This window comes from Bradyrhizobium sp. AUGA SZCCT0182 (assembly GCF_018130185.1).
GTDB lineage: Bacteria > Pseudomonadota > Alphaproteobacteria > Rhizobiales > Xanthobacteraceae > Bradyrhizobium.
The window spans coordinates 98,522-116,058 of record NZ_JAFCLY010000007.1 but is presented as its reverse complement, the minus strand read 5'-3'; the positions used below and the strand labels follow the sequence as shown (position 1 = coordinate 116,058).

At 60.7% G+C, this 17,537-nt stretch carries 15 protein-coding genes and 1 pseudogene; 6 read left to right on the top strand and 10 right to left on the bottom strand.

Annotation, left to right across the window (positions count from 1 at the left end; all coding sequences use genetic code 11):
• Positions 1 to 4: 4 nt before the first annotated feature.
• Complete coding sequence (ccoN, locus tag JQ611_RS10510) at positions 5 to 1,663, bottom strand: cytochrome-c oxidase, cbb3-type subunit I (RefSeq protein WP_212269797.1); 1,659 nt, start codon at positions 1,661 to 1,663, stop codon at positions 5 to 7.
• 625 nt (positions 1,664 to 2,288) lie between these two features.
• Between ccoN and JQ611_RS10505 the strand changes: the two genes are divergently transcribed.
• The 3 genes from JQ611_RS10505 to JQ611_RS10495 all read left to right on the top strand — a co-directional run bounded on the left by JQ611_RS10505 (position 2,289) and on the right by JQ611_RS10495 (position 4,245).
• Entirely contained in the window at positions 2,289 to 2,795 is a 507-nt protein-coding gene (locus JQ611_RS10505) for a hypothetical protein (RefSeq protein WP_212269795.1), read from the top strand.
• A gap of 19 nt (positions 2,796 to 2,814) precedes the next feature.
• The gene (gene ppk2 / locus JQ611_RS10500; protein WP_212465388.1) at positions 2,815 to 3,633 is read left to right on the top strand and encodes a polyphosphate kinase 2; all 819 of its coding nucleotides are present in this window, start codon (positions 2,815 to 2,817) and stop codon (positions 3,631 to 3,633) included.
• A 240-nt stretch (positions 3,634 to 3,873) separates the two neighbouring features.
• A complete protein-coding gene (locus JQ611_RS10495) occupies positions 3,874 to 4,245 on the top strand; it encodes a hypothetical protein (RefSeq protein ID WP_212465387.1) in 372 nt (123 codons plus the stop codon).
• 736 nt (positions 4,246 to 4,981) lie between these two features.
• Here JQ611_RS10495 and JQ611_RS10490 read toward each other — a convergent pair.
• The 6 genes and pseudogenes from JQ611_RS10490 to JQ611_RS10465 all read right to left on the bottom strand — a co-directional run bounded on the left by JQ611_RS10490 (position 4,982) and on the right by JQ611_RS10465 (position 10,557).
• Entirely contained in the window at positions 4,982 to 5,152 is a 171-nt protein-coding gene (locus JQ611_RS10490) for a hypothetical protein (RefSeq protein ID WP_154070762.1), read from the bottom strand.
• 25 nt (positions 5,153 to 5,177) lie between these two features.
• Positions 5,178 to 5,378: a hypothetical protein gene (locus JQ611_RS10485; protein WP_212269792.1), complete on the bottom strand. Its 201-nt coding sequence runs from the start codon at positions 5,376 to 5,378 to the stop codon at positions 5,178 to 5,180.
• 247 nt (positions 5,379 to 5,625) lie between these two features.
• A complete protein-coding gene (locus tag JQ611_RS10480; RefSeq protein ID WP_212269791.1) occupies positions 5,626 to 5,796 on the bottom strand; it encodes a hypothetical protein in 171 nt (56 codons plus the stop codon).
• 4 nt (positions 5,797 to 5,800) lie between these two features.
• Positions 5,801 to 5,953 (bottom strand): response regulator, encoded by a 153-nt coding sequence (locus JQ611_RS41670; protein ID WP_249133066.1) that lies wholly within the window; start codon positions 5,951 to 5,953, stop codon positions 5,801 to 5,803.
• Between the two features lie 1,695 nt (positions 5,954 to 7,648).
• A pseudogene (locus tag JQ611_RS10470) lies at positions 7,649 to 9,185 on the bottom strand (phytoene desaturase family protein).
• Between the two features lie 169 nt (positions 9,186 to 9,354).
• Entirely contained in the window at positions 9,355 to 10,557 is a 1,203-nt protein-coding gene (locus JQ611_RS10465; RefSeq protein WP_212465386.1) for a hypothetical protein, read from the bottom strand.
• A gap of 369 nt (positions 10,558 to 10,926) precedes the next feature.
• On the opposite strand from JQ611_RS10465, the gene JQ611_RS10460 reads away from it, so the two are divergent.
• Positions 10,927 to 12,390, top strand: a complete 1,464-nt coding sequence (locus tag JQ611_RS10460; RefSeq protein ID WP_212269786.1) for a glycosyl hydrolase 108 family protein — start codon at positions 10,927 to 10,929, stop codon at positions 12,388 to 12,390.
• A gap of 66 nt (positions 12,391 to 12,456) precedes the next feature.
• On the opposite strand, the gene groL is transcribed toward JQ611_RS10460, so the two are convergent.
• Entirely contained in the window at positions 12,457 to 14,094 is a 1,638-nt protein-coding gene (groL, locus tag JQ611_RS10455; RefSeq protein ID WP_212465385.1) for a chaperonin GroEL, read from the bottom strand.
• A 133-nt stretch (positions 14,095 to 14,227) separates the two neighbouring features.
• Positions 14,228 to 14,524: a co-chaperone GroES gene (gene groES / locus JQ611_RS10450; protein ID WP_192738881.1), complete on the bottom strand. Its 297-nt coding sequence runs from the start codon at positions 14,522 to 14,524 to the stop codon at positions 14,228 to 14,230.
• A gap of 354 nt (positions 14,525 to 14,878) precedes the next feature.
• Here groES and JQ611_RS10445 point away from each other — a divergent pair, with 354 nt between their 5' ends.
• Positions 14,879 to 15,394, top strand: a complete 516-nt coding sequence (locus JQ611_RS10445) for a hypothetical protein (RefSeq protein ID WP_212269784.1) — start codon at positions 14,879 to 14,881, stop codon at positions 15,392 to 15,394.
• Between the two features lie 196 nt (positions 15,395 to 15,590).
• Here the strand turns inward: JQ611_RS10445 and JQ611_RS10440 are convergent, their stop codons facing one another.
• Entirely contained in the window at positions 15,591 to 16,376 is a 786-nt protein-coding gene (locus JQ611_RS10440) for a protein phosphatase CheZ (protein WP_212465384.1), read from the bottom strand.
• A 309-nt stretch (positions 16,377 to 16,685) separates the two neighbouring features.
• Here JQ611_RS10440 and JQ611_RS10435 point away from each other — a divergent pair, with 309 nt between their 5' ends.
• Positions 16,686 to 17,495: a L,D-transpeptidase gene (locus JQ611_RS10435; protein ID WP_212465383.1), complete on the top strand. Its 810-nt coding sequence runs from the start codon at positions 16,686 to 16,688 to the stop codon at positions 17,493 to 17,495.
• Positions 17,496 to 17,537 lie beyond the last annotated feature (42 nt).

Genomic DNA, 17,537 nt, shown 5'->3' with positions numbered 1-17,537 from the left:
GCGTTCACTCCGCCGGTTGAGGCGCGGTAGCGCCTGCGAGCGCGGGAACGGGGCGATCGGCCAGCCTTTGGTCGGCCGGCTGATCCACGGTTCGTATGGTCATCCAGATGTTGTAGCAGGCGACCAGCGCGCCGATCAGGAAGAAGAGGCCGCCGATGGCGCGCGCGATATAGTAGGGATGCATCGCAACCACGGATTCGACGAAGGAATAGGCAAGCGTTCCGCTTTCATTGTAAGTCCGCCACATCAGCCCCTGGATGATGCCGGAATTCCACATCGCAAAGACGTAGATTACCGTACCAGCGAGTGCGAGCCAGAAGTGCACTTCCACCAGCCTGGCGGAATACATCCGCTCGCGCTTCCAGAGCCACGGCACCGAGGCATAGATGGCGCCGAACGTGATCATCGCGACCCAGCCGAGGGCGCCCACATGGACGTGCCCGACGGTCCAGTCCGTATAGTGCGACAGCGAGTTCACCGAACGGATGGCCATGAACGAGCCTTCAAAGGTGACCAATCCGTAAAACACCGCCGCGACCATCATGAAGCGCAAGGTCGCGTCGTCGCGGACCTTGTGCCAGGCACCGTTCAGCGTGAGCAGCGCGTTGCCGGCCGAGGCCCATGACGGCACCAGCAGCATGACCGAGAACGTCATGCCGAGCGTCTGCACCCACTGCGGCAACGCCGTGTAATGCAGATGATGCGAGCCCGCCCACATGTACATGAAGGTGATGCCCCAGAAGCTGATGATCGACAGCCGATAGGAGAAGATCGGGCGGCCGGCGCGGACCGGCAGGTAGTAGTACATCATGCCGAGGAAACCGGCGGTCAGGAAGAACGCAACGGCGTTGTGGCCGTACCACCACTGCGTCATCGCATCCTGCACGCCGGAGAATGCCGAGTAGCTCTTGGCATGACCAAGTGACACCGGAATCGCCAGATTGTTGACGATGTGCAGGATTGCCACGACCAGAATGAAGGCCATGTAGTACCAGTTCGACACGTAGATATGCGGCTCTTTGCGGCGAACCAGCGTTCGCAAATAGATGATGAAGTAGGTGACCCAGACGATCACCAGCCAGATGTCCGCATACCATTCCGGTTCGGCATATTCCTTCGACTGCGTGACGCCCATCAGGTAGCCGGTTGCGGCGATGACGCAGAACAGATTGTAGCCGAGCAGCACGAACCACGGGCTCAACTGGTCAGGCAGGCGCGCGCGCGTGGTTCGCTGCAGGACATAGAACGAGGTTGCGATCAGGGCGTTGCCGCCGAAGCCGAAGATCACGCCGGAGGTGTGCACGGGGCGGAGGCGTCCGAAGCTCGACCAGGCTGCATCAAACGTCAGGTCCGGGTAGGCGAGTTGCCATGCGATCCAGTCGCCGACAAAAAGTGCCGGCACGAGCCAGACCATCGCGAGGATAATGCCCATCCGGCTGGGATCGTCGAAATAGCGCTCCAGCCGGTCGTCGCCGGGCTCCGGGTCGTAATAGCTGGAAATGACGCCGAACGCTCCCAATATGCCCGCCAGCAGCACGATGGCGCCATGAACGCCCAGCACGTTGTCCTGCGCGACGGCTACCATCGCCAATCCGCACACCGACACCGCAACTAGAATTATCAGCGCAAGCTGCCGTTCGTATTTTGTCAGTTGGGCAATCATGGGTCGCAGCTTTCTCCAGGAAGTGGGAAGCCGGCAAGTCAAGCACCATCGTGTGCCCTGGCCCGACGAAGGTCGGTCGGGCCAATAGGTGCAGGCTACTCCATCGTGGCAATCCGTCCAAATGAGTTTTCTGAGTCTTGTGGCTGATCAGCGGCAAGCCAGAAGGCTAAACGAGCGCAAGGAAAGCCTCAGCTTTCGCCCAAGTTTTAGGAAAGCTTGGGGGCTTGTCTGTGCAAGAACGAACCTGCGCAGCAAGCCCGGCGCATGTCCGTTTTTGCATAGTCAGGCGCATTCGCCCCCAGCGAACATTCCGTCACGCGAGACATAACCGCTGCATTGCCGGTGGCGATGGTCTGGAAGGAGTTTGACGCTGCGCCGCAGCAGGTTTCGTCGATTGACCGAATGATCGATTGGGATTTAGCTCCACGTGGCCCCGTCGCCCCGAGATTGTTCGATTGACTATGCCATAGCCGCCCAAGCTCGATTTCACAAAGAGGTTGGCGAACGTACCACGGGGGCACGCAAAGAATGCCCCGACAAATACCGCCACACAGATGAAGTGCCTGAGATAGCGATTGTAGCGCATGCAGGACACCATCCTGCTCCTCAACCAAAGGAGTTCGACATGTCACAGTCAACGATCCAACAGGGTAGCTCGGATTCCGCTCAAGAGCTTGGAGACGAATCCTTCATGTCGGCCGCGGAGTTGCGCAACTACGTGATGAAGACCGAGATGGCCAAGGCGTCGAAAGACGTCGGTGATATGGCCGCCAAGGCGCGCGCGGAGCTCATCAGGTCGTTGATGGAACCAGTCGCGGTCACGCCTGAAAAGATTGCCGAGGTAAAGCGGCGGGTGCTCGGCCAACTGAGGGCCGCTGCATTAAAGGGTAACAAGGAAGTTCTGGTCATGCGCTTCCCGAATGCGCTGTGCTCGGACAAGGGGCGCGCGCTCAACAATCTGGAAAAGGGATGGCCGACCACCTTGCTTGGGAGACCTCTTCAAGCCTTCGAGTTCTGGCGCGACCACCTGCAGCCCCAAGGCTATGGCCTGAAGGCAATGATCGTGGATTGGCCGGCGGGCCTGCCGGGAGATGTCGGCTTCTTCCTGACCTGGGAAGAAGCGAAGCGGTGACAGCTGGGGGGACTGAAATATGAACCAGGTAGCCAGGAAGAATCGCAAAAGCGAGGAGACCAGCGCTCCGGTGCTCAAGCGCAAGGAGTACGAGGAGAAGTTGCGCAAGCTGCACGTCGAACTCGTCAAGCTTCAGGAATGGGTGAAGCACGAGGGCAAGAAGGTGTGCGTGGTCTTCGAGGGACGAGATGGCGCCGGCAAAGGGGGTGTCATTAAGGCCATCACCGAAAGGGTCAGCCCGCGCGTTTTCCGCGTCATTGCCATGGCCGCTCCGACGGAACGCGAGAAGTCGCAAATGTACGTCCAGCGCTACGTGCCGCATTTTCCTTCCGCCGGAGAGATCGTGATCTTCGACCGCAGCTGGTACAATCGCGCCGGGGTCGAACGGGTCATGGGTTTTTGCACGGAGGATCAGGCCAAGGGTTTCCTGAGGGTGGTCCCTAACGTCGAAAAGGCCATGGTCGAATCGGGAATTATACTTTTCAAGTACTGGCTTGAGGTCAGTCCGGAGGAGCAAACCAACCGGCTCGCAGCGCGAATCGACGACAAGCGAAAGATCTGGAAGCTGTCCCAGATGGATTTGGATTCCTATACGCGATGGGATGATTACACGCGATGTCGAGACGACATGTTCCGGGCGACCGACACCGCGTGGGCGCCATGGTTTATCGCGCGATCCGACAACAAGAGGCAGGCGCGACTCAACATCATCTCGCACCTGCTCTCCAGCATTCCCTACAAGAAAGTGCCCCGAGGGGATGTCAAATTGCCGAAACGCAGGGTTACCTCCGGCAAGCCGCTTCGTGGTTCTCTGAGAATCGTGCCGGCGGCAGATTGATGAACGTATGGTCTCATTTGGCGATACGCGTCGGCGCCGCTCCGATTGTGCCCCGACGCTCATAAAGCAGAGCATTCATGATCGAATCCGATTCATCGGTCGCGGAACGAGATCTCCCTTGGAGCTTGGTGCATCCCGTAAACGACAACAACGGAGGATCTGACATGGCTGAAGCGGTTTCGGAGCATAAGGCTTGGCCCGACGTATCGCATTCGTCTCGCGATCGGGATATTTGCCGTTTTGACAGGGCCGCTAATTGTTTCATCTGCAGCGCAGTCAAGGGATCTGACCGGGGCCTGGGTGACCAATGCTGGGGCGTGCAAGAAGATCTTTACAGGGGGTGGCGCCAAACTCACCTTCGCCAGGGACGCGGATGTGTATGGCAGCGGATTTATCTATGAGAAAAACAGGCTCCGAGGAAAAATCGCGACTTGCCAGATCAAGACACAGAAAGAAGACGGTGACGTGTTGCACCTCATTGCCAATTGTTCGACCGATGTCGCGCTCGCCACGGTTCAGTTCAGCCTCAAGATTGACAATGAAAACCAGATAACCCGTCTTTTCCCGGGAATGCCGGAACTCAAGACAGAGTACTTTCGTTGCGCTCCATGAATGCGAAGCAGTGTTAGTCCGCCGTTTTACTGAGTTGAGTAATGGTCAAGCGAGCCAATTCTGAAAGCGGCCCGACCGGCGGCTGAATTTCACGGCCGTCTCACCTGGGCGTGTCGCGTGAAGGCGCTCACCTATGTCGGAAGTAGCTAGCTTTTCAGCGATTGAGACACTGCGCGATGGACGCCGCGTTGAAATCCGCGCACTCAGGCACGAGGATCGGAGCGGCCTCGAACAAGCCGTCAGCCGTGCCAGCGCCGAGTCCCGCCGCCGCCGTTTCTTTTCGGTAAGACGCCATTTTCCGAACAGGAATTGGAGTTCTTCTCGGACATCGACTTTGTCAGCCAGGTCGCCTTGGCCGAGGCTGCAGTTGCGGCCTTCAACAGCGCGCGGGGCGGATTAGCGACAGCGTAATCCGCCGTCCGAACCAAGATAAAATGGCGGATTGCGCCTTCGGCTAATCCGCCTACGGTCCAGGGATGATGGCTCTTAAAGCCTCGTCGCCTGCCGGCGTGATGCAGTACGATCGGCCGTCTGGTTGTTTTTCAATCCAGCCTTTCGCGAACATTCCCGCAATAACTTGCTTTCCTGCCGGATGCATCTGTTCTGGCCGAAGCCCGCGCGTAGGGCTCATCTTTTGTAACGCGGTGCGCTCCGTGGCGTGCGGAATGTGACTAGGCCGCGCGGGCATTCATTTCCCCTTCGCCTTCGGCCCGAACTCTACAAGCTCTGGGCATTGCTAATAGGTCAGCGGCAGCACTCGTTGCACAATCGCGCCGAGGCAAACGAGCACCACGAGCAACTTGAGCAGATTTGCCAGTCGGCCGTCGGTAGCGAACTTGTCGATCGCCCAAAAGCAGATTGCGCCGACGACGACGATAATTAAGACCCCAATCAAAACTGAAATCATGTTGCCCTCGGAGTGTTGTCGATTCCTATTTCGCCTTCGCCTTTAGGCCCAGTGCCACCAGGCGGCGGATGGCGTGCGCTCGGGTCAGCGTTTTGTCGGATGACGATGCAATCCAGGCATCAATTGCGACCAGTTCGGAAGGGTGCCAGCGCTCGCCAACTTGAATGCCCTTGCCAGTCGGCGGCGGCCCCCGTTTTTTCTTTGGTACCACGCCTGTCTTTGCCATAAACCATGGTACCATAGAAACAAGCCGGGCCGAAGCTGGAACTTCCGCTCCGGCGCTTGCTCGAGGAGGCCGCCAACTGAGGCGGCCTATCCGGGTTCCGAACTGACGTTGTTGCAGCCATAGCAGCGGAATATCCTCGCGGCTGGATGGGGTCCAAGGCCGCGAAGATCAGTCAAATGCTTCATAGGCTCGCCGCATTGCTCACAGGCGAGCGAAGGCGATTCGTCTGGCGGGGCCAATGCGTCGGTCAACGAAACGGGTTCAATTCAACGCCCGCCTCTACCTCCCGGAGCTGCTGAATTAGATCGTCGCGTCGCTTGCAAGGCGGAAGCGTTTCCATGTCCGCTCGAACTTTGCGAGCCAGATCGATCAGGCGTTCTTCAAGTGTCGTGCTGTAATCGAACTCGTGGCGCTGCATGGCTTTACTCCGGAGCCTTCAGTTCGCTGTATTGCCAGCCTGCCGTCTCCGACTTCATCGGATCGCGCGCGACGGTGCGCGTCTGCGTGTGATCGCACTTGGTGCACTCAAAGGTCCGGCTGTCGTAGCTCTCGGAGGCCGGGCTGATTCTGGCCAACATCATTCGGTTGGAGCACTTTGGGCAGCGGGGCCGCTCGATAGGAATTAGCGACGGTTCTGCACGGGCGTGAGGTTGGGGCATGTGATGCGTCCCTGCATCCGGCGGAAGTGCAACGTTCTCAGTCGCCGGTAAACCATCATGCCGCGTCGCAATACCAAACCGCTGGTCAAAACAGCTCACATCCAAGAATATTGGCCGGAGTCCGTTACGGCTCAGGTAGGCGTGCTGCCAGCTTCTTCACGTCCGCCGTTCGGTCCAGGGCAAGTGCAGCAAATTGGAGTGCACAGGCCGCGCGGGGATATCGACGCGCGGGGACCGGGGCAATCAGCACCGGCAGCAAGATCACCGGCACCGTCGCAGCGCGATGGTGGAAAATGAAAGAGGCCGCCACCTGGGGCGGCCTCTCACAAAGCTATTGGGCCAATTGAGGCGCTGACCTTGCTTTATTTCTTAACGCGATTCCCCCGAACTCGTTCGGCTGGCGAGGGCGTGCCATTCAATTGCAATCTCGACCCAAGCGGCCCGAGTATCAGGGTCGGTCGCCTCTCGCCCAAGCTTCTCGCACGCTAAAGCCTTGAGCCGGTATTTTTGTGCTGGATTGGTCATGTGCCACGCTCCGTGATGGGTGGGAGTCTGAAGCACTCTCTCACCGGTAGGTGCCCCCGATACCGCTGCAATCATCAGGGCGACGGTGCTCGCCATAGGCGTTTCACTCGATAAGCCCGAGGACGATCCTGAACGCCGCATCGCGATAATCAATGATGCGGGACGGGAGATTGGCACCGTGCCGGTATATTCCAGGCCTTCATACGAAGACCCGACCCAATAAAACCGAGGCATCGTTTGCGGTGGCGTTTATTTAGCGAAAGGAATCCCGAGATTTCGGGCCTTCGCTCGAATGACCATTACCGAGCGCCTCAGCACAAGGGCCGCATTCTCAGCGGTTGATCCGGCGGCGATAAGCGCCGTCAGGTGCTCGATTTGAGCCAATGTCCATGTTCTGCTGCTGATACGCACCATCATTTATCCGCCCGTCTCGGGCAATTTGTCGCGAAAGAGAAGCCTTAGTACGTAGGGCAGATTGTAGTGCTGATCACAGTGCGCGCACAGGAATGCTGCGCCGCCAATTTTTACCCGCACCAACCTCATGGGCGTCCAGCAGTTCGGGCAATTTGGAAGGGGTCTGTGGGTGGTCGAGGAAATGTTTTGCGGCATGAAGCTCCCGCGCTGCAATCAGGCGGGAGCACAACACTCTCAGTCACCGGTAACTGCCAAAGGCATTGCGGCGATACGGGTCTAATCGTTCAAGTTGTATACGGTTCCGGAATTGCTGGGGACATTGCGACTTGAATCAGTGTCAATGAGCAATTTTGCACAGCGGGGCGGAGGTGTATGTGCTCGGTTTATCGTCGAACGCCGCGCCGGCCGCCGATCGCGACGTTCCCCAAGATGGCCCCGGCTCGGTCACTCCCCCGCGCTGGGGCCGTTTTATTTCGGTGCCGCGTCGTGACCGTCTAAAAACTGCTTGGCTTGTTCTCTGGCGGTGGTTTCGTCAGAACGAAAGACGAAGTGGCGGACGACGGCTTCCGCCTTCGCTCTTGAGCTACCGCGGACAAGTCGGGTGATCGCTCTACAGCGCTGCATCGGTCGCTCTCAATAAATTGCCGATTTACAGAAATTGCTCTTAAGATATTACGTCTCGCGCAAAATCATGTCGGCGCAGACACCGGCCGATTGCACGACGCCGGTGTAGCCGCCGAAACCGGCATAGGCGGATGCCAGATAAAGGCCTGATACCGCCGTGCGCGGCGAGCGGAACGGGTTGCTCCAGATCGTCGGCGGCGGGGTCGGCGCAAATCCGTAAACCGCGCCGTCGGGCGCGTTGAGATTGCCGCACCGACAGCGCGCTGTTGAACGAGGATGCGACGACGGCTTCCGAAAGCCCCGGATAGATCGAGGAGAGATAGCGCACGATCGCCTCCTGCCAGCGCCCGCGCTTCTCGCGATAGGCGTCCATGTCGGCGGCGTCCCAGTTCGACAACAAATCGGGGCCGAGGATCGAGAGCACATAGGGCGGCGCCGGCACGCCGGAATCGATCGCGGCATAGTCCACCACCGACATCGGCGGCATGCGCTCGCCGGGCTCTTCCGCCATCAGCGCGGCGCCTTGCGCGTAGTCGGTCAATCGCTTCATCCAGGGCGGCAGCAATTGCGTGGAATAGGCGGCGATCCCGAATTCGCGCGGCGGTTTTTTTAGACCCAGCGTCAGCGCGAACAGCGAGGTCGAGGGCGCCTGCCGGGCATAACTTTGGTTCAGCTGTTCGGCGGCGTCCGCCTGCATCAGGGGTTCGAGCGCCGCGGGCGCGGCGTTACCGATGATCTGTGCGCATTGCTCGGTCCTGGGATCGCTGCCGTCCTTGGCGGTGTGGGTGATGGACTTGGCGCCGTCGCCAAGTGCAATCGAGCTGACGACACGGCGCACCAGCACTTCGCCGCCGGCCACCTTGATGGCGCGGGCGAGCGCGCTGGAGAGCCGCTGCGAGCCGCCCTGCACGTAGCGGCCGCCGCTTTGCAGATAGCTGCCCTGCGCCATCGCGAAATAGATCCACCACAGCGTGGTGGGGTCGTCGTGGAAATAGGACAGGTTGGCTGCGAGGGCGCATTTGACGGCTTCATTGTCGCCGAATACGCGATCGAGCTTTTTCGAAAGCGACAACGGCCAGTCGCGCACGATCGGGATCAGGCCGGACAGCGCGCGCAGCGCCTGCCGCGGATTTTTCAGCGCCTCCCTGCCTTGCGAGATCGTGGCCATCGCGGACGCGATCCGCGCCATCTCGCCGAGCAGCTGCTCGATGCCGCGGCGCGCCTCCGGGAAGCGCTCGGTCAAGGCACGGCGCGCGGCGTCGAAATCGTCGGGCATCAGGAACGGCTGATCGAGCGGGCCGCCGCGCGCCTGGTAAAACGCGCCGGACGGAATCCATTTGACGGCGTCGATCACGCCGGCACGCGTCAGCACGTCATGTTTGGGGTCGCGCGGATCGTGCGGGTCGCTGGTCTCGTGCAGCGATCCCTCGACAAAGAGCTCGCCGGATTTGTAGCTCGACGCCGCACCGCCGACGGAATTGCTGCGCTCGACCACCAGCACCTTGCGGCCGGCGCGCGCCAGGATCGCTCCGGCCGTGAGGCCGCCAAGGCCGGCGCCGACAATTACGACATCATAACGCGCCATTCAGCCTGGAATCCTGAAACCCATGACGGACGGGTTGTTCATTGCCGCTCGGCTGCGGCATGTCAAATGCGCTGGCGGCATGGAGCGGTGCGTGGGAGGCTGCCTCAAGGATTAGAAGAGGACCAGAAGCCGATTAGAACCAATCGAGAAGAGAACGGCCGGAAAACCGCTATTTCCAGGCCGCTTTGTCGACGTCCCAGCGTTGGCCTTTGAACTCCCTGGCGAGGGCTTCGACCGAACCATTGTCGTCCTCCGGCTCGCCGCCTTCCTCTTCGCCGCCGGCGCCTTCGGACAGGTTCAGCTTGGGACCTGCGCCTTCGTCGATGGTCGATGTCACCGGGCTCGAGATCCACAGCATCAGCCGGTCCGATGCGCCGGGCTTGTCGGGCGAGACCAGCGCGGTGACCTCGACGCTGTCGGTGAGGCCGAGCGCCGGGTAGATCTCGCTCGGCCGCTTGAAGGTCAGTGTCAGCTTGCCGGTGTTGGCGTTCCACGCCGCACCCGCCGCCTTGGCCGCGAGCGTCTTCGTCAGCACCGCGGATACTGCGGCGGCGATCTTGTCCTTGTTGACCTTGTCGCCATCGCGCCAGTCGGCGGCGGCAAAACGGATGGTGCGGTCCATCTCGACGATGCCGGTGGTCCATCCCGCGGTGACCACGCCTGGTGTCGACTTGGCCTTGGCGATCAGGGCCGCTGACCGCTCCGGATCGGCGGTGAGATTGATGGTCTGCTCGCCGGCGCGGAGCGCGTCGCAGGAAATCGAGAGGCTGCTCAGGCCGAGCTCCACCTCCTGGCCCTTCAGGCTCTTGAGGAAATCCAGCGCCGCATCCAGCTTTACCCGCACGCCGATCGATTCCGGCGACACCTCGGTGAAATCCTTCGGTGCCGGCGTGATGCCGTCATCGGTGGTCTGGTTGTCCAAAAACTCCTTCTCGCTGAGATCGGAATTGTCGGTCGAGGCCACTTCCGTCACCGCCTGACCGATGGTGATCCGGCCGCGGAATTCGAAGCCGTCGGCGCTGGCCTTGCGCGCGAGGTTCACGGTGACCGGCAGCTTGTCGCCGATGCTTTGCGTCGAGCCGGTCAGGTTCTGGCCGCTGACGGTGAGGTTGGCGACGAAGCGGTCCTTGCGGTCGGAGCCTTTTTCGACGGGGTAGCAGACGTCGAGCACGGCCGCGGTGACGGTTTTGCCCTGGCGGATCTCCTTGAGGACGACGTCGGCGTTGCCGCTCATCAATCCGTCGATCGAGGTGAAGTATCGGACTTCGCTGCCGCCGGGTGCTGGTGCTGCCTTGGAGGGAAGCTTCATCTGGGCAAAAGCCAGGTCCGAGGCCGTCACCAGACCGAACAGGCAGAGCAGGAGTGCGCGCATTGGAATTCCTCAAGGGAGAGAATCAGCGTCCGTCGTAAGTAGCAAACCTCAGTAGCGTTTTCGAGCGAAGTGGGTACCGGTTCGCGCCAGGAAAACGCGTCAAAACAAAGAGAGGAAGCTTGGTTCTGATTCCATCGGAACCGAGCTTCATGTCATTTCGCCAAACAAGAAGGCCGCCCGGAGGCGGATCGCCCCGAGCCCGGGGTAACGGGCCGGATTGTAGACCCGACTTCCACGATGCAACTGCCGAGGCCGCCAATCGAACATGGCGTGCGAGGGCCGGGACGGCAGAACCAGGGTGAAACCCGGTTGCAGCCTCGGGCATCTACAATTACAAACTTTACTGGTCCACCGTCGGTATCGCCACTCATGTCGCAACAAACGCAGAGCCCTTCGCAAGCCGCCCGCGACGCGAATCCGGAGAGGTCGGATCCGGCCACGGATGTGGTGGACGTCGTCATTCTGCTTCATGGAATTCGCACCCGCGCGTTCTGGTATGATCTGGTGCAGCCTATCCTGGGCGAGATAGATGGCACCGTCGTCAAGCCGCTTGGCTACGATTACTTCAGCGCCCTGCGACTGGTTTTTCCCTTTTTTCGATCTGGACCGGCACGGAAGATCGCCGACGATATTCGTGACATCAAATCAAGATACGATCAGAAGAACAAGCGCGTACGTATCTCGGTCATAGCTCACAGCTTCGGAACCTACACCATTGCAACGCTTCTTCGGCAAACGAGGGACATCGACCTGCATCATCTTGTTCTGTGTGGATCGGTGCTGCCAAATAATTTCAACTTCGACAGCATCAGCCGAAAAATTCACGGCAAATTCGTCAACGATGCCGGCGCAAGGGACGCTTGGCCGGTTTTGGCGAAGATTTCCTCATTCGGATATGGCGTTTCGGGAACGTTTGGCTTTCAGAGCGGCTTGATTGAGGACCGGTTCCACGATTTCGCCCACTCCGACTTCTTCAATAAGGAGTTCATCCGCACCTACTGGCTTCCGATCTTCGATCAGGATCAGGTCAACCATTCGTCATATGAGCGAAAGCCGTCCTGGCGCACACGCTTGATCAACCTTCTCGCCTTGGCGCCGCCCGGTATCCTGCTTGTCGGTTTAATCGCGGCGGCGCTGTATCTCGCTGTCCCGCCTTTGTATGCAACCTACAAGGAGACCGTCCTTTCGATACTCATCAATCAGATCGACAAGGAACGATCGAAGGTAAAGCCGGTGGCGGCCCCCCCTGCGGTACCGCCATCCACACCAAGGTCGACCGAAACCGTGGCGTCCGACGATGACATTCTTTCAAGAATCCTGAAATGGGAAGGCGGTTACGCGAGTTCGCCGCAGGACCCGGCTGGCCCGACCAACGCAGGCATTACGATCGCCCAATGGTCGACCTTTACCGGGAAACCCGCCGATGCCGACACGATCAAGAACCTGACGCGAACTCAGGTGATGGATTTTTACAGGGACAATTTTCTGCAGCGTCCTGGCGTACGATCCATCAAGAATCCCGCCGTCAGGGGCGCGTATGTGAACATGTTGGTCCAGTCAGGGCCAGTTCAGGCAACCAAGGCTTTTCAGACCGCTCTAAAGGGCAGCTTCCAGGTCAGCGTTCCGCTCGATGGTGTGCTCGGCCCTTTCACGGTCGCGTCGATCAATGCGGTTGGCGATCCGGACCTTCTGATCGAAGCTGCATCCTGTGCCTTGCTCGATGCGCTCAAAGCCTCACCCGTGTTCTCCGCCTTTGGAAGAAGCTGGACTCGAAGGCTGGCGGACTTTCTCCCGAAAGATCTCAAGGGCGTCTGCCCCGGCACTTTTCAATAGCATCGACAGGCGCAAAAAAAGGGCTGCCATTTGGCAGCCCTTTAAGCGTTCGTGCGGATCCTTGGCTTAGAAGCCCATGCCGCCCATGCCGCCGCCGCCGCCGGGCATCGGCGCGGCCGGCTCCTTCGGCAGTTCGGCGACCATGGCCTCGGTGGTCACCAGGAGGCCGGCGACGGAGGAAGCGTCCTGCAGGGCAGTGCGCACCACTTTGGCCGGGTCGATGATGCCCTTGTCGACCATGTCGACATACTGCTCGGTCTGGGCGTCGAAGCCGAAGGTTTCGGACTTGTTCTCGAGGATCTTGCCGACCACGATCGAGCCCTCGACACCGGCGTTCTCCGAGATCTGGCGGACCGGAGCTTCCAGCGCCTTCAGCACGATGTTGATGCCGGCCTGAACGTCGGAATTGTCGTGCTGGATGCGGCCGACCGCCTTCTTGGCGCGCAGCAGCGCCACGCCGCCGCCCGGCACGATGCCTTCCTGCACGGCCGCGCGGGTTGCGTTGAGCGCGTCCTCGACACGGTCCTTCTTCTCCTTGACCTCGATCTCGGTCGCACCGCCGACGCGGATCACCGCGACGCCGCCGGCGAGCTTGGCCAGGCGCTCCTGCAGCTTCTCGCGGTCGTAGTCCGAGGTGGTTTCCTCGATCTGCGCCTTGATCTGGCTGACGCGGGCTTCGATCGCCGGCTTCTTGCCGGCGCCGTTGACGATGGTGGTGTTCTCCTTGTCGATCACCACCTTCTTGGCGCGGCCGAGCATGTTGACGGTGACGCTTTCCAGCTTCATGCCGAGCTCATCGGAGATCAGCTGACCGCCGGTCAGGATCGCGATGTCTTCCAGCATCGCCTTGCGGCGATCGCCGAAGCCCGGCGCCTTGACGGCGGCGACCTTCAGTCCGCCGCGCAGGCGGTTGACCACCAGCGTCGCCAGAGCCTCGCCCTCGACGTCCTCGGCGATGATCAAGAGCGGACGGCCGGACTGCACCACGGCTTCCAGCACCGGCAGCATCGCCTGCAGGCCGGAGAGCTTCTTCTCGTGCAGCAGCACGTAGACGTCCTCGAGCTCGGCGGTCATCTTTTCCGCGTTGGTGATGAAGTAGGGCGACAGATAGCCGCGGTCGAACTTCATGCCCTCGACGATGTCGACTTCGGTCTCGAGCGACTTGTTTTCCTCGACGGTGATGACGCCTTCATTGCCGACCTTCTGCATCGCCTGCGCGATCATCTTGCCGATGGCGGCATCGCCATTGGCCGAGATGGTGCCGACCTGGGCGACTTCGGCGGAGGAGGCGACCGGCTTGGCGCGCTTTTCGATGTCCTTGACCACGGCCAGCACCGCGATGTCGATGCCGCGCTTCAGATCCATCGGGTTCATGCCGGCGGCAACCGACTTGGCGCCTTCGCGCACGATCGCCTGGGCGAGCACGGTCGCGGTGGTGGTGCCGTCTCCGGCGGTGTCGTTGGTCTTGGAGGCGACTTCGCGCAGCATCTGCGCGCCCATGTTCTCGAACTTGTCCTCGAGTTCGATCTCCTTGGCGACGGTAACGCCGTCCTTGGTGATGCGCGGGGCGCCGAAGCTCTTGTCGATCACGACATTGCGGCCCTTCGGGCCGAGCGTCACCTTCACGGCGTTGGCGAGGATATCGACGCCGCGCAGCATGCGATCGCGGGCGTCTCCGGCGAATTTAACGTCTTTGGCAGCCATTTGGATTTACTCCTGGAAATGAACCCTCATCCTGAGGAGCGGCCACTTGGCCGCGTCTCGAAGGATGAGTTTGTGAATGTCGGCCCTTCGAGACGGCAGCTTCGCTGCCTCCTCAGGGTGAGGGAGGCGGTGCTTAAACCAGCACGCCCATGATGTCGGATTCCTTCATGATGAGGAGTTCCTCACCGTCGAGCTTGACCTCGGTGCCCGACCATTTGCCGAACAGCACGCGGTCGCCGACCTTGAGGTCGATCGGGATCAGTTTGCCGGCCTCGTCCCGGCCGCCCGGGCCGACGGCCGTGATTTCGCCCTGCGAGGGCTTTTCCTTGGCGCTGTCGGGAATGATGATGCCGCCCTTGGTCTTCTCTTCGGCGTCGATACGCTTGACCACGACGCGGTCATGCAGTGGGCGGAATTTGGATTTGGCCATGAGGTTTCCTCTTTGGAAGGCTTGGTTTCAGGTCTGATTGCCATCAAAATGGCTGCTAATGCCGGGTATTCGACACCGTCCCGGGCGGGACGGCCAAACTCCTTACTTGCCTTAGCAATCGTCGCGTTTGAGTGCTAATGTGTGGCCCGGGGAATATGGCTTGGCGCCGATCCTGTCAAGCAAGGGGGGTTAAGGCCCAAAAAAGGTTAAGGCCTTGGTGAGGCCAATATAGGATGCTCCCTGAGAAACCAAATCGGAGCGACGGCGTAATTTGATGGACGTCATTGCTCCGGCACGTGTTTTACGGTTGGCTGCAGGACGGGTGCGGCCAAAAAACTTGTTTGGGGGAATGCGATGATCGGGTCCGGTACTGCGCGCGTGGTTGCCAATCTGGCGATCGCCTCAGCGCTCACGATGCTCTTGGGAGCGTGCAGCAGCATGAGCCTGCCGTCGCTGTCATCAAGTTCCGCGCCTCCGCCCGAGCCGGGTGTGGCTCCCGACATGCCGGCGACGATCCGCTCCGACGAGATCGTCGGCCGCTGGGGTCTCGCCTCGTATCAGAATCCGAACGACCGGGCCCGCACCGAAAAGATGGCCCGCGATCAGTGCAGGCAGCCTTATGTGATCACCGCCGGCACCTCCGGGGGCGTGGTCATGCATCTGGCCGACCAGGCGACCCCGCAGGAACTGCGCCTCAAGGGCTCTCCGAGCGGCAAGAATTATATCGGCCCGGCCGGACCGACCCCGGGCGAGCAGGACCGCGAGGTCGTCTCGTTCGACGGCCGCGTTCTGGTGACCCGCTTTGTCGACAAGGATGCCGGGGTCCGTTACGGCAACATGGTCTATGTCCGCTGCGCGCCGCGCGCCTGAGCCCTCCGTCATTCCGGGATGGTCCAAAGGACCAGACCACAGATGCGCAATTGCGCATCGGGGAATCTCGAGATTCCGGGTTCGATGCTTCGCATCGCCCCGGAATGACATTCTAAACCATAAATAAAAAACGCCGGCTTCGCGCCGGCGTTTTCGTATTCTCGGGATGACGCCCGCGTAGGCGCCAACTGAACCCTTAATCGAACAGCGCGTCGATGTCGTCTTGCGAGGCATGGCCGACGTCGCCGTCGAGCTTCGGACCGTTGAGCAGCTTGGCGTCGCCTTCACGGGTGTCGACGATCGGGGTCGCGTGCGCCCTCAGCGCGTCGACGCCACCCCAGATGTCCATCATGACGTTGATGTGGTTCTCGATGAACTTCATCGTGGTCATCACCTTGCTGATGCGCTGGCCGGTGAGGTCCTGGAAGTTGCAGGCTTCGAAGATCGCGATGACGCGTTCCTGGATTTCCTCGCTGAGCAGCTTCTGCTGGTCCGGCGAAGTGTTCTTGGACAGCGCGGTCGCCGCCTGGTCGATCGCCTCGGTGGCTTCGAGAATCTGCTGCGTGGCCTGCTCGGTGCCGCCGACGACGGCGCCGAGTTCGCCATTGACCTTGGCCATTTCGCCGCCGTCAAAGCTCTTGCCGTGCAGCGTTGCGATTTCGCGCTTGGTGCGGTTGATGGCGTCGTGAATGAGGTCGAGTTCGACCTTGAGCTTTTCGCACTGCTCGATCTGGGCACGATAGGTTTCCAGCAGCGCCTGGGCTTCGGCAACCTCGCGCGCCACCGACGCTTCCGCCGATTCAGTCACGACGGAGCGGCCTTGACCGCCCGCGGCCATCTGGGCGCGGATCGAGCGCAGCTCGCTCATGATCTCGCGATGCATCGGGCCGATGTCGCCGCCTTCGGCAGGCGCGGACACCGGTATTGGCACATCGCCCAAAATGGCCTGTTCGATACGAAAACGTTTGCGACTAACCGACATGATGTATTCCCACCCCTTAACTCCGTGACCTGTTTTAGGCAGATGCGATTTAACGTGAGGTTCACGCGGGGAACACATCGCGGCGTAGTCTTCCGCGAGGCGCACACCAGGGATTAACCATGCGTGCCCGGCGTTCACTCAAAATAAACGCTACCGGACAAATCAGCGCGCAATCGGCGACGTGGTGAATCGAAACGCCGTTCCTGTTTACCAAACCGATGTGGTTTTGACCCTTTATTGACCACGTGCAACGGCGCCGCTCAGGCGTCGCCAAACGCTAACAGTGACGAAACAGTACAGAGTACGTCGATGTTCAGAAAAATGTCTCTCGCGCTCCTTGCGGGCGTGTCGTGCCTTGGCTTCTCCGATTCTGCCTTGGCGATCGACGCCTCTCCGCTCGCCGACCCCACCGTGATCTACGCCAATCAGCCCGCGCAGCCTGCGCCGGTACGCACCGCTTATGCCGAACGTTCGCAAATGGGCGGCGGCTTCATTGAATTCCTGTTCGGCGACGGGCCGGCGCAGGGCGGCCGCTATCAGCAACAGCAGCCGGTCTATCAGCAGCAGCCGGATTACGGATATGGCGGACGGCGCGGCACCCTGCCGCCGATGGATCCGCAACAATCGATGCGTCAGCAGCAGGAAGAAGCGGTCGAGCCGGCACAGCGCCCGGTCGATCCAAAGTACAACAAGCAGGTTGTCGACTACACCGGCAAGGAAGGTGTCGGCACCATCGTCGTCGATACGCCCAACAAGTTCCTGTTCCTGGTGCAGGGCGACGGCAAGGCGCTGCGCTACGGCATCGGCGTCGGCCGCCCGGGTTTCACGTGGTCCGGCGTCAAGACTATCTCGGCGAAGAAGGAATGGCCGGCCTGGACCCCGCCGCCGGAAATGCTGGCGCGGCGTCCCGATCTGCCGCGGCACATGGAAGGCGGTCCGCAAAATCCGCTCGGCGCGCGCGCGATGTATCTGGGATCGACGCTCTACCGCATCCACGGCTCCAACGAGCCCTGGACCATCGGCACCAACGTCTCGTCCGGCTGCATCCGGATGCGCAATGAAGACGTGATCGATCTCTACGGCCGCGTCGGCGTCGGCGCCAAGGTCGTTGTCATTTAAGCATAGCGTTTTCGAGCGAAGTGGGGATGCCGGTTCGCGTAA

Excerpts from the sequence above, each read along its gene's own strand:
- ccoN (WP_212269797.1), bottom strand. The coding sequence starts at position 1,663 with ATGATTGCCCAACTGACAAAATACGAACGGCAGCTTGCGCTGATAATT.
- JQ611_RS10505 (WP_212269795.1), top strand. The coding sequence starts at position 2,289 with ATGTCACAGTCAACGATCCAACAGGGTAGCTCGGATTCCGCTCAAGAG.
- ppk2 (WP_212465388.1), top strand. The coding sequence starts at position 2,815 with ATGAACCAGGTAGCCAGGAAGAATCGCAAAAGCGAGGAGACCAGCGCT.
- JQ611_RS10490 (WP_154070762.1), bottom strand. The coding sequence starts at position 5,152 with ATGATTTCAGTTTTGATTGGGGTCTTAATTATCGTCGTCGTCGGCGCA.
- JQ611_RS10485 (WP_212269792.1), bottom strand. The coding sequence starts at position 5,378 with ATGGCAAAGACAGGCGTGGTACCAAAGAAAAAACGGGGGCCGCCGCCG.
- JQ611_RS10480 (WP_212269791.1), bottom strand. The coding sequence starts at position 5,796 with ATGCAGCGCCACGAGTTCGATTACAGCACGACACTTGAAGAACGCCTG.
- JQ611_RS10465 (WP_212465386.1), bottom strand. The coding sequence starts at position 10,557 with ATGCGCGCACTCCTGCTCTGCCTGTTCGGTCTGGTGACGGCCTCGGAC.
- JQ611_RS10460 (WP_212269786.1), top strand. The coding sequence starts at position 10,927 with ATGTCGCAACAAACGCAGAGCCCTTCGCAAGCCGCCCGCGACGCGAAT.
- groL (WP_212465385.1), bottom strand. The coding sequence starts at position 14,094 with ATGGCTGCCAAAGACGTTAAATTCGCCGGAGACGCCCGCGATCGCATG.
- groES (WP_192738881.1), bottom strand. The coding sequence starts at position 14,524 with ATGGCCAAATCCAAATTCCGCCCACTGCATGACCGCGTCGTGGTCAAG.
- JQ611_RS10445 (WP_212269784.1), top strand. The coding sequence starts at position 14,879 with ATGATCGGGTCCGGTACTGCGCGCGTGGTTGCCAATCTGGCGATCGCC.
- JQ611_RS10440 (WP_212465384.1), bottom strand. The coding sequence starts at position 16,376 with ATGTCGGTTAGTCGCAAACGTTTTCGTATCGAACAGGCCATTTTGGGC.
- JQ611_RS10435 (WP_212465383.1), top strand. The coding sequence starts at position 16,686 with ATGTTCAGAAAAATGTCTCTCGCGCTCCTTGCGGGCGTGTCGTGCCTT.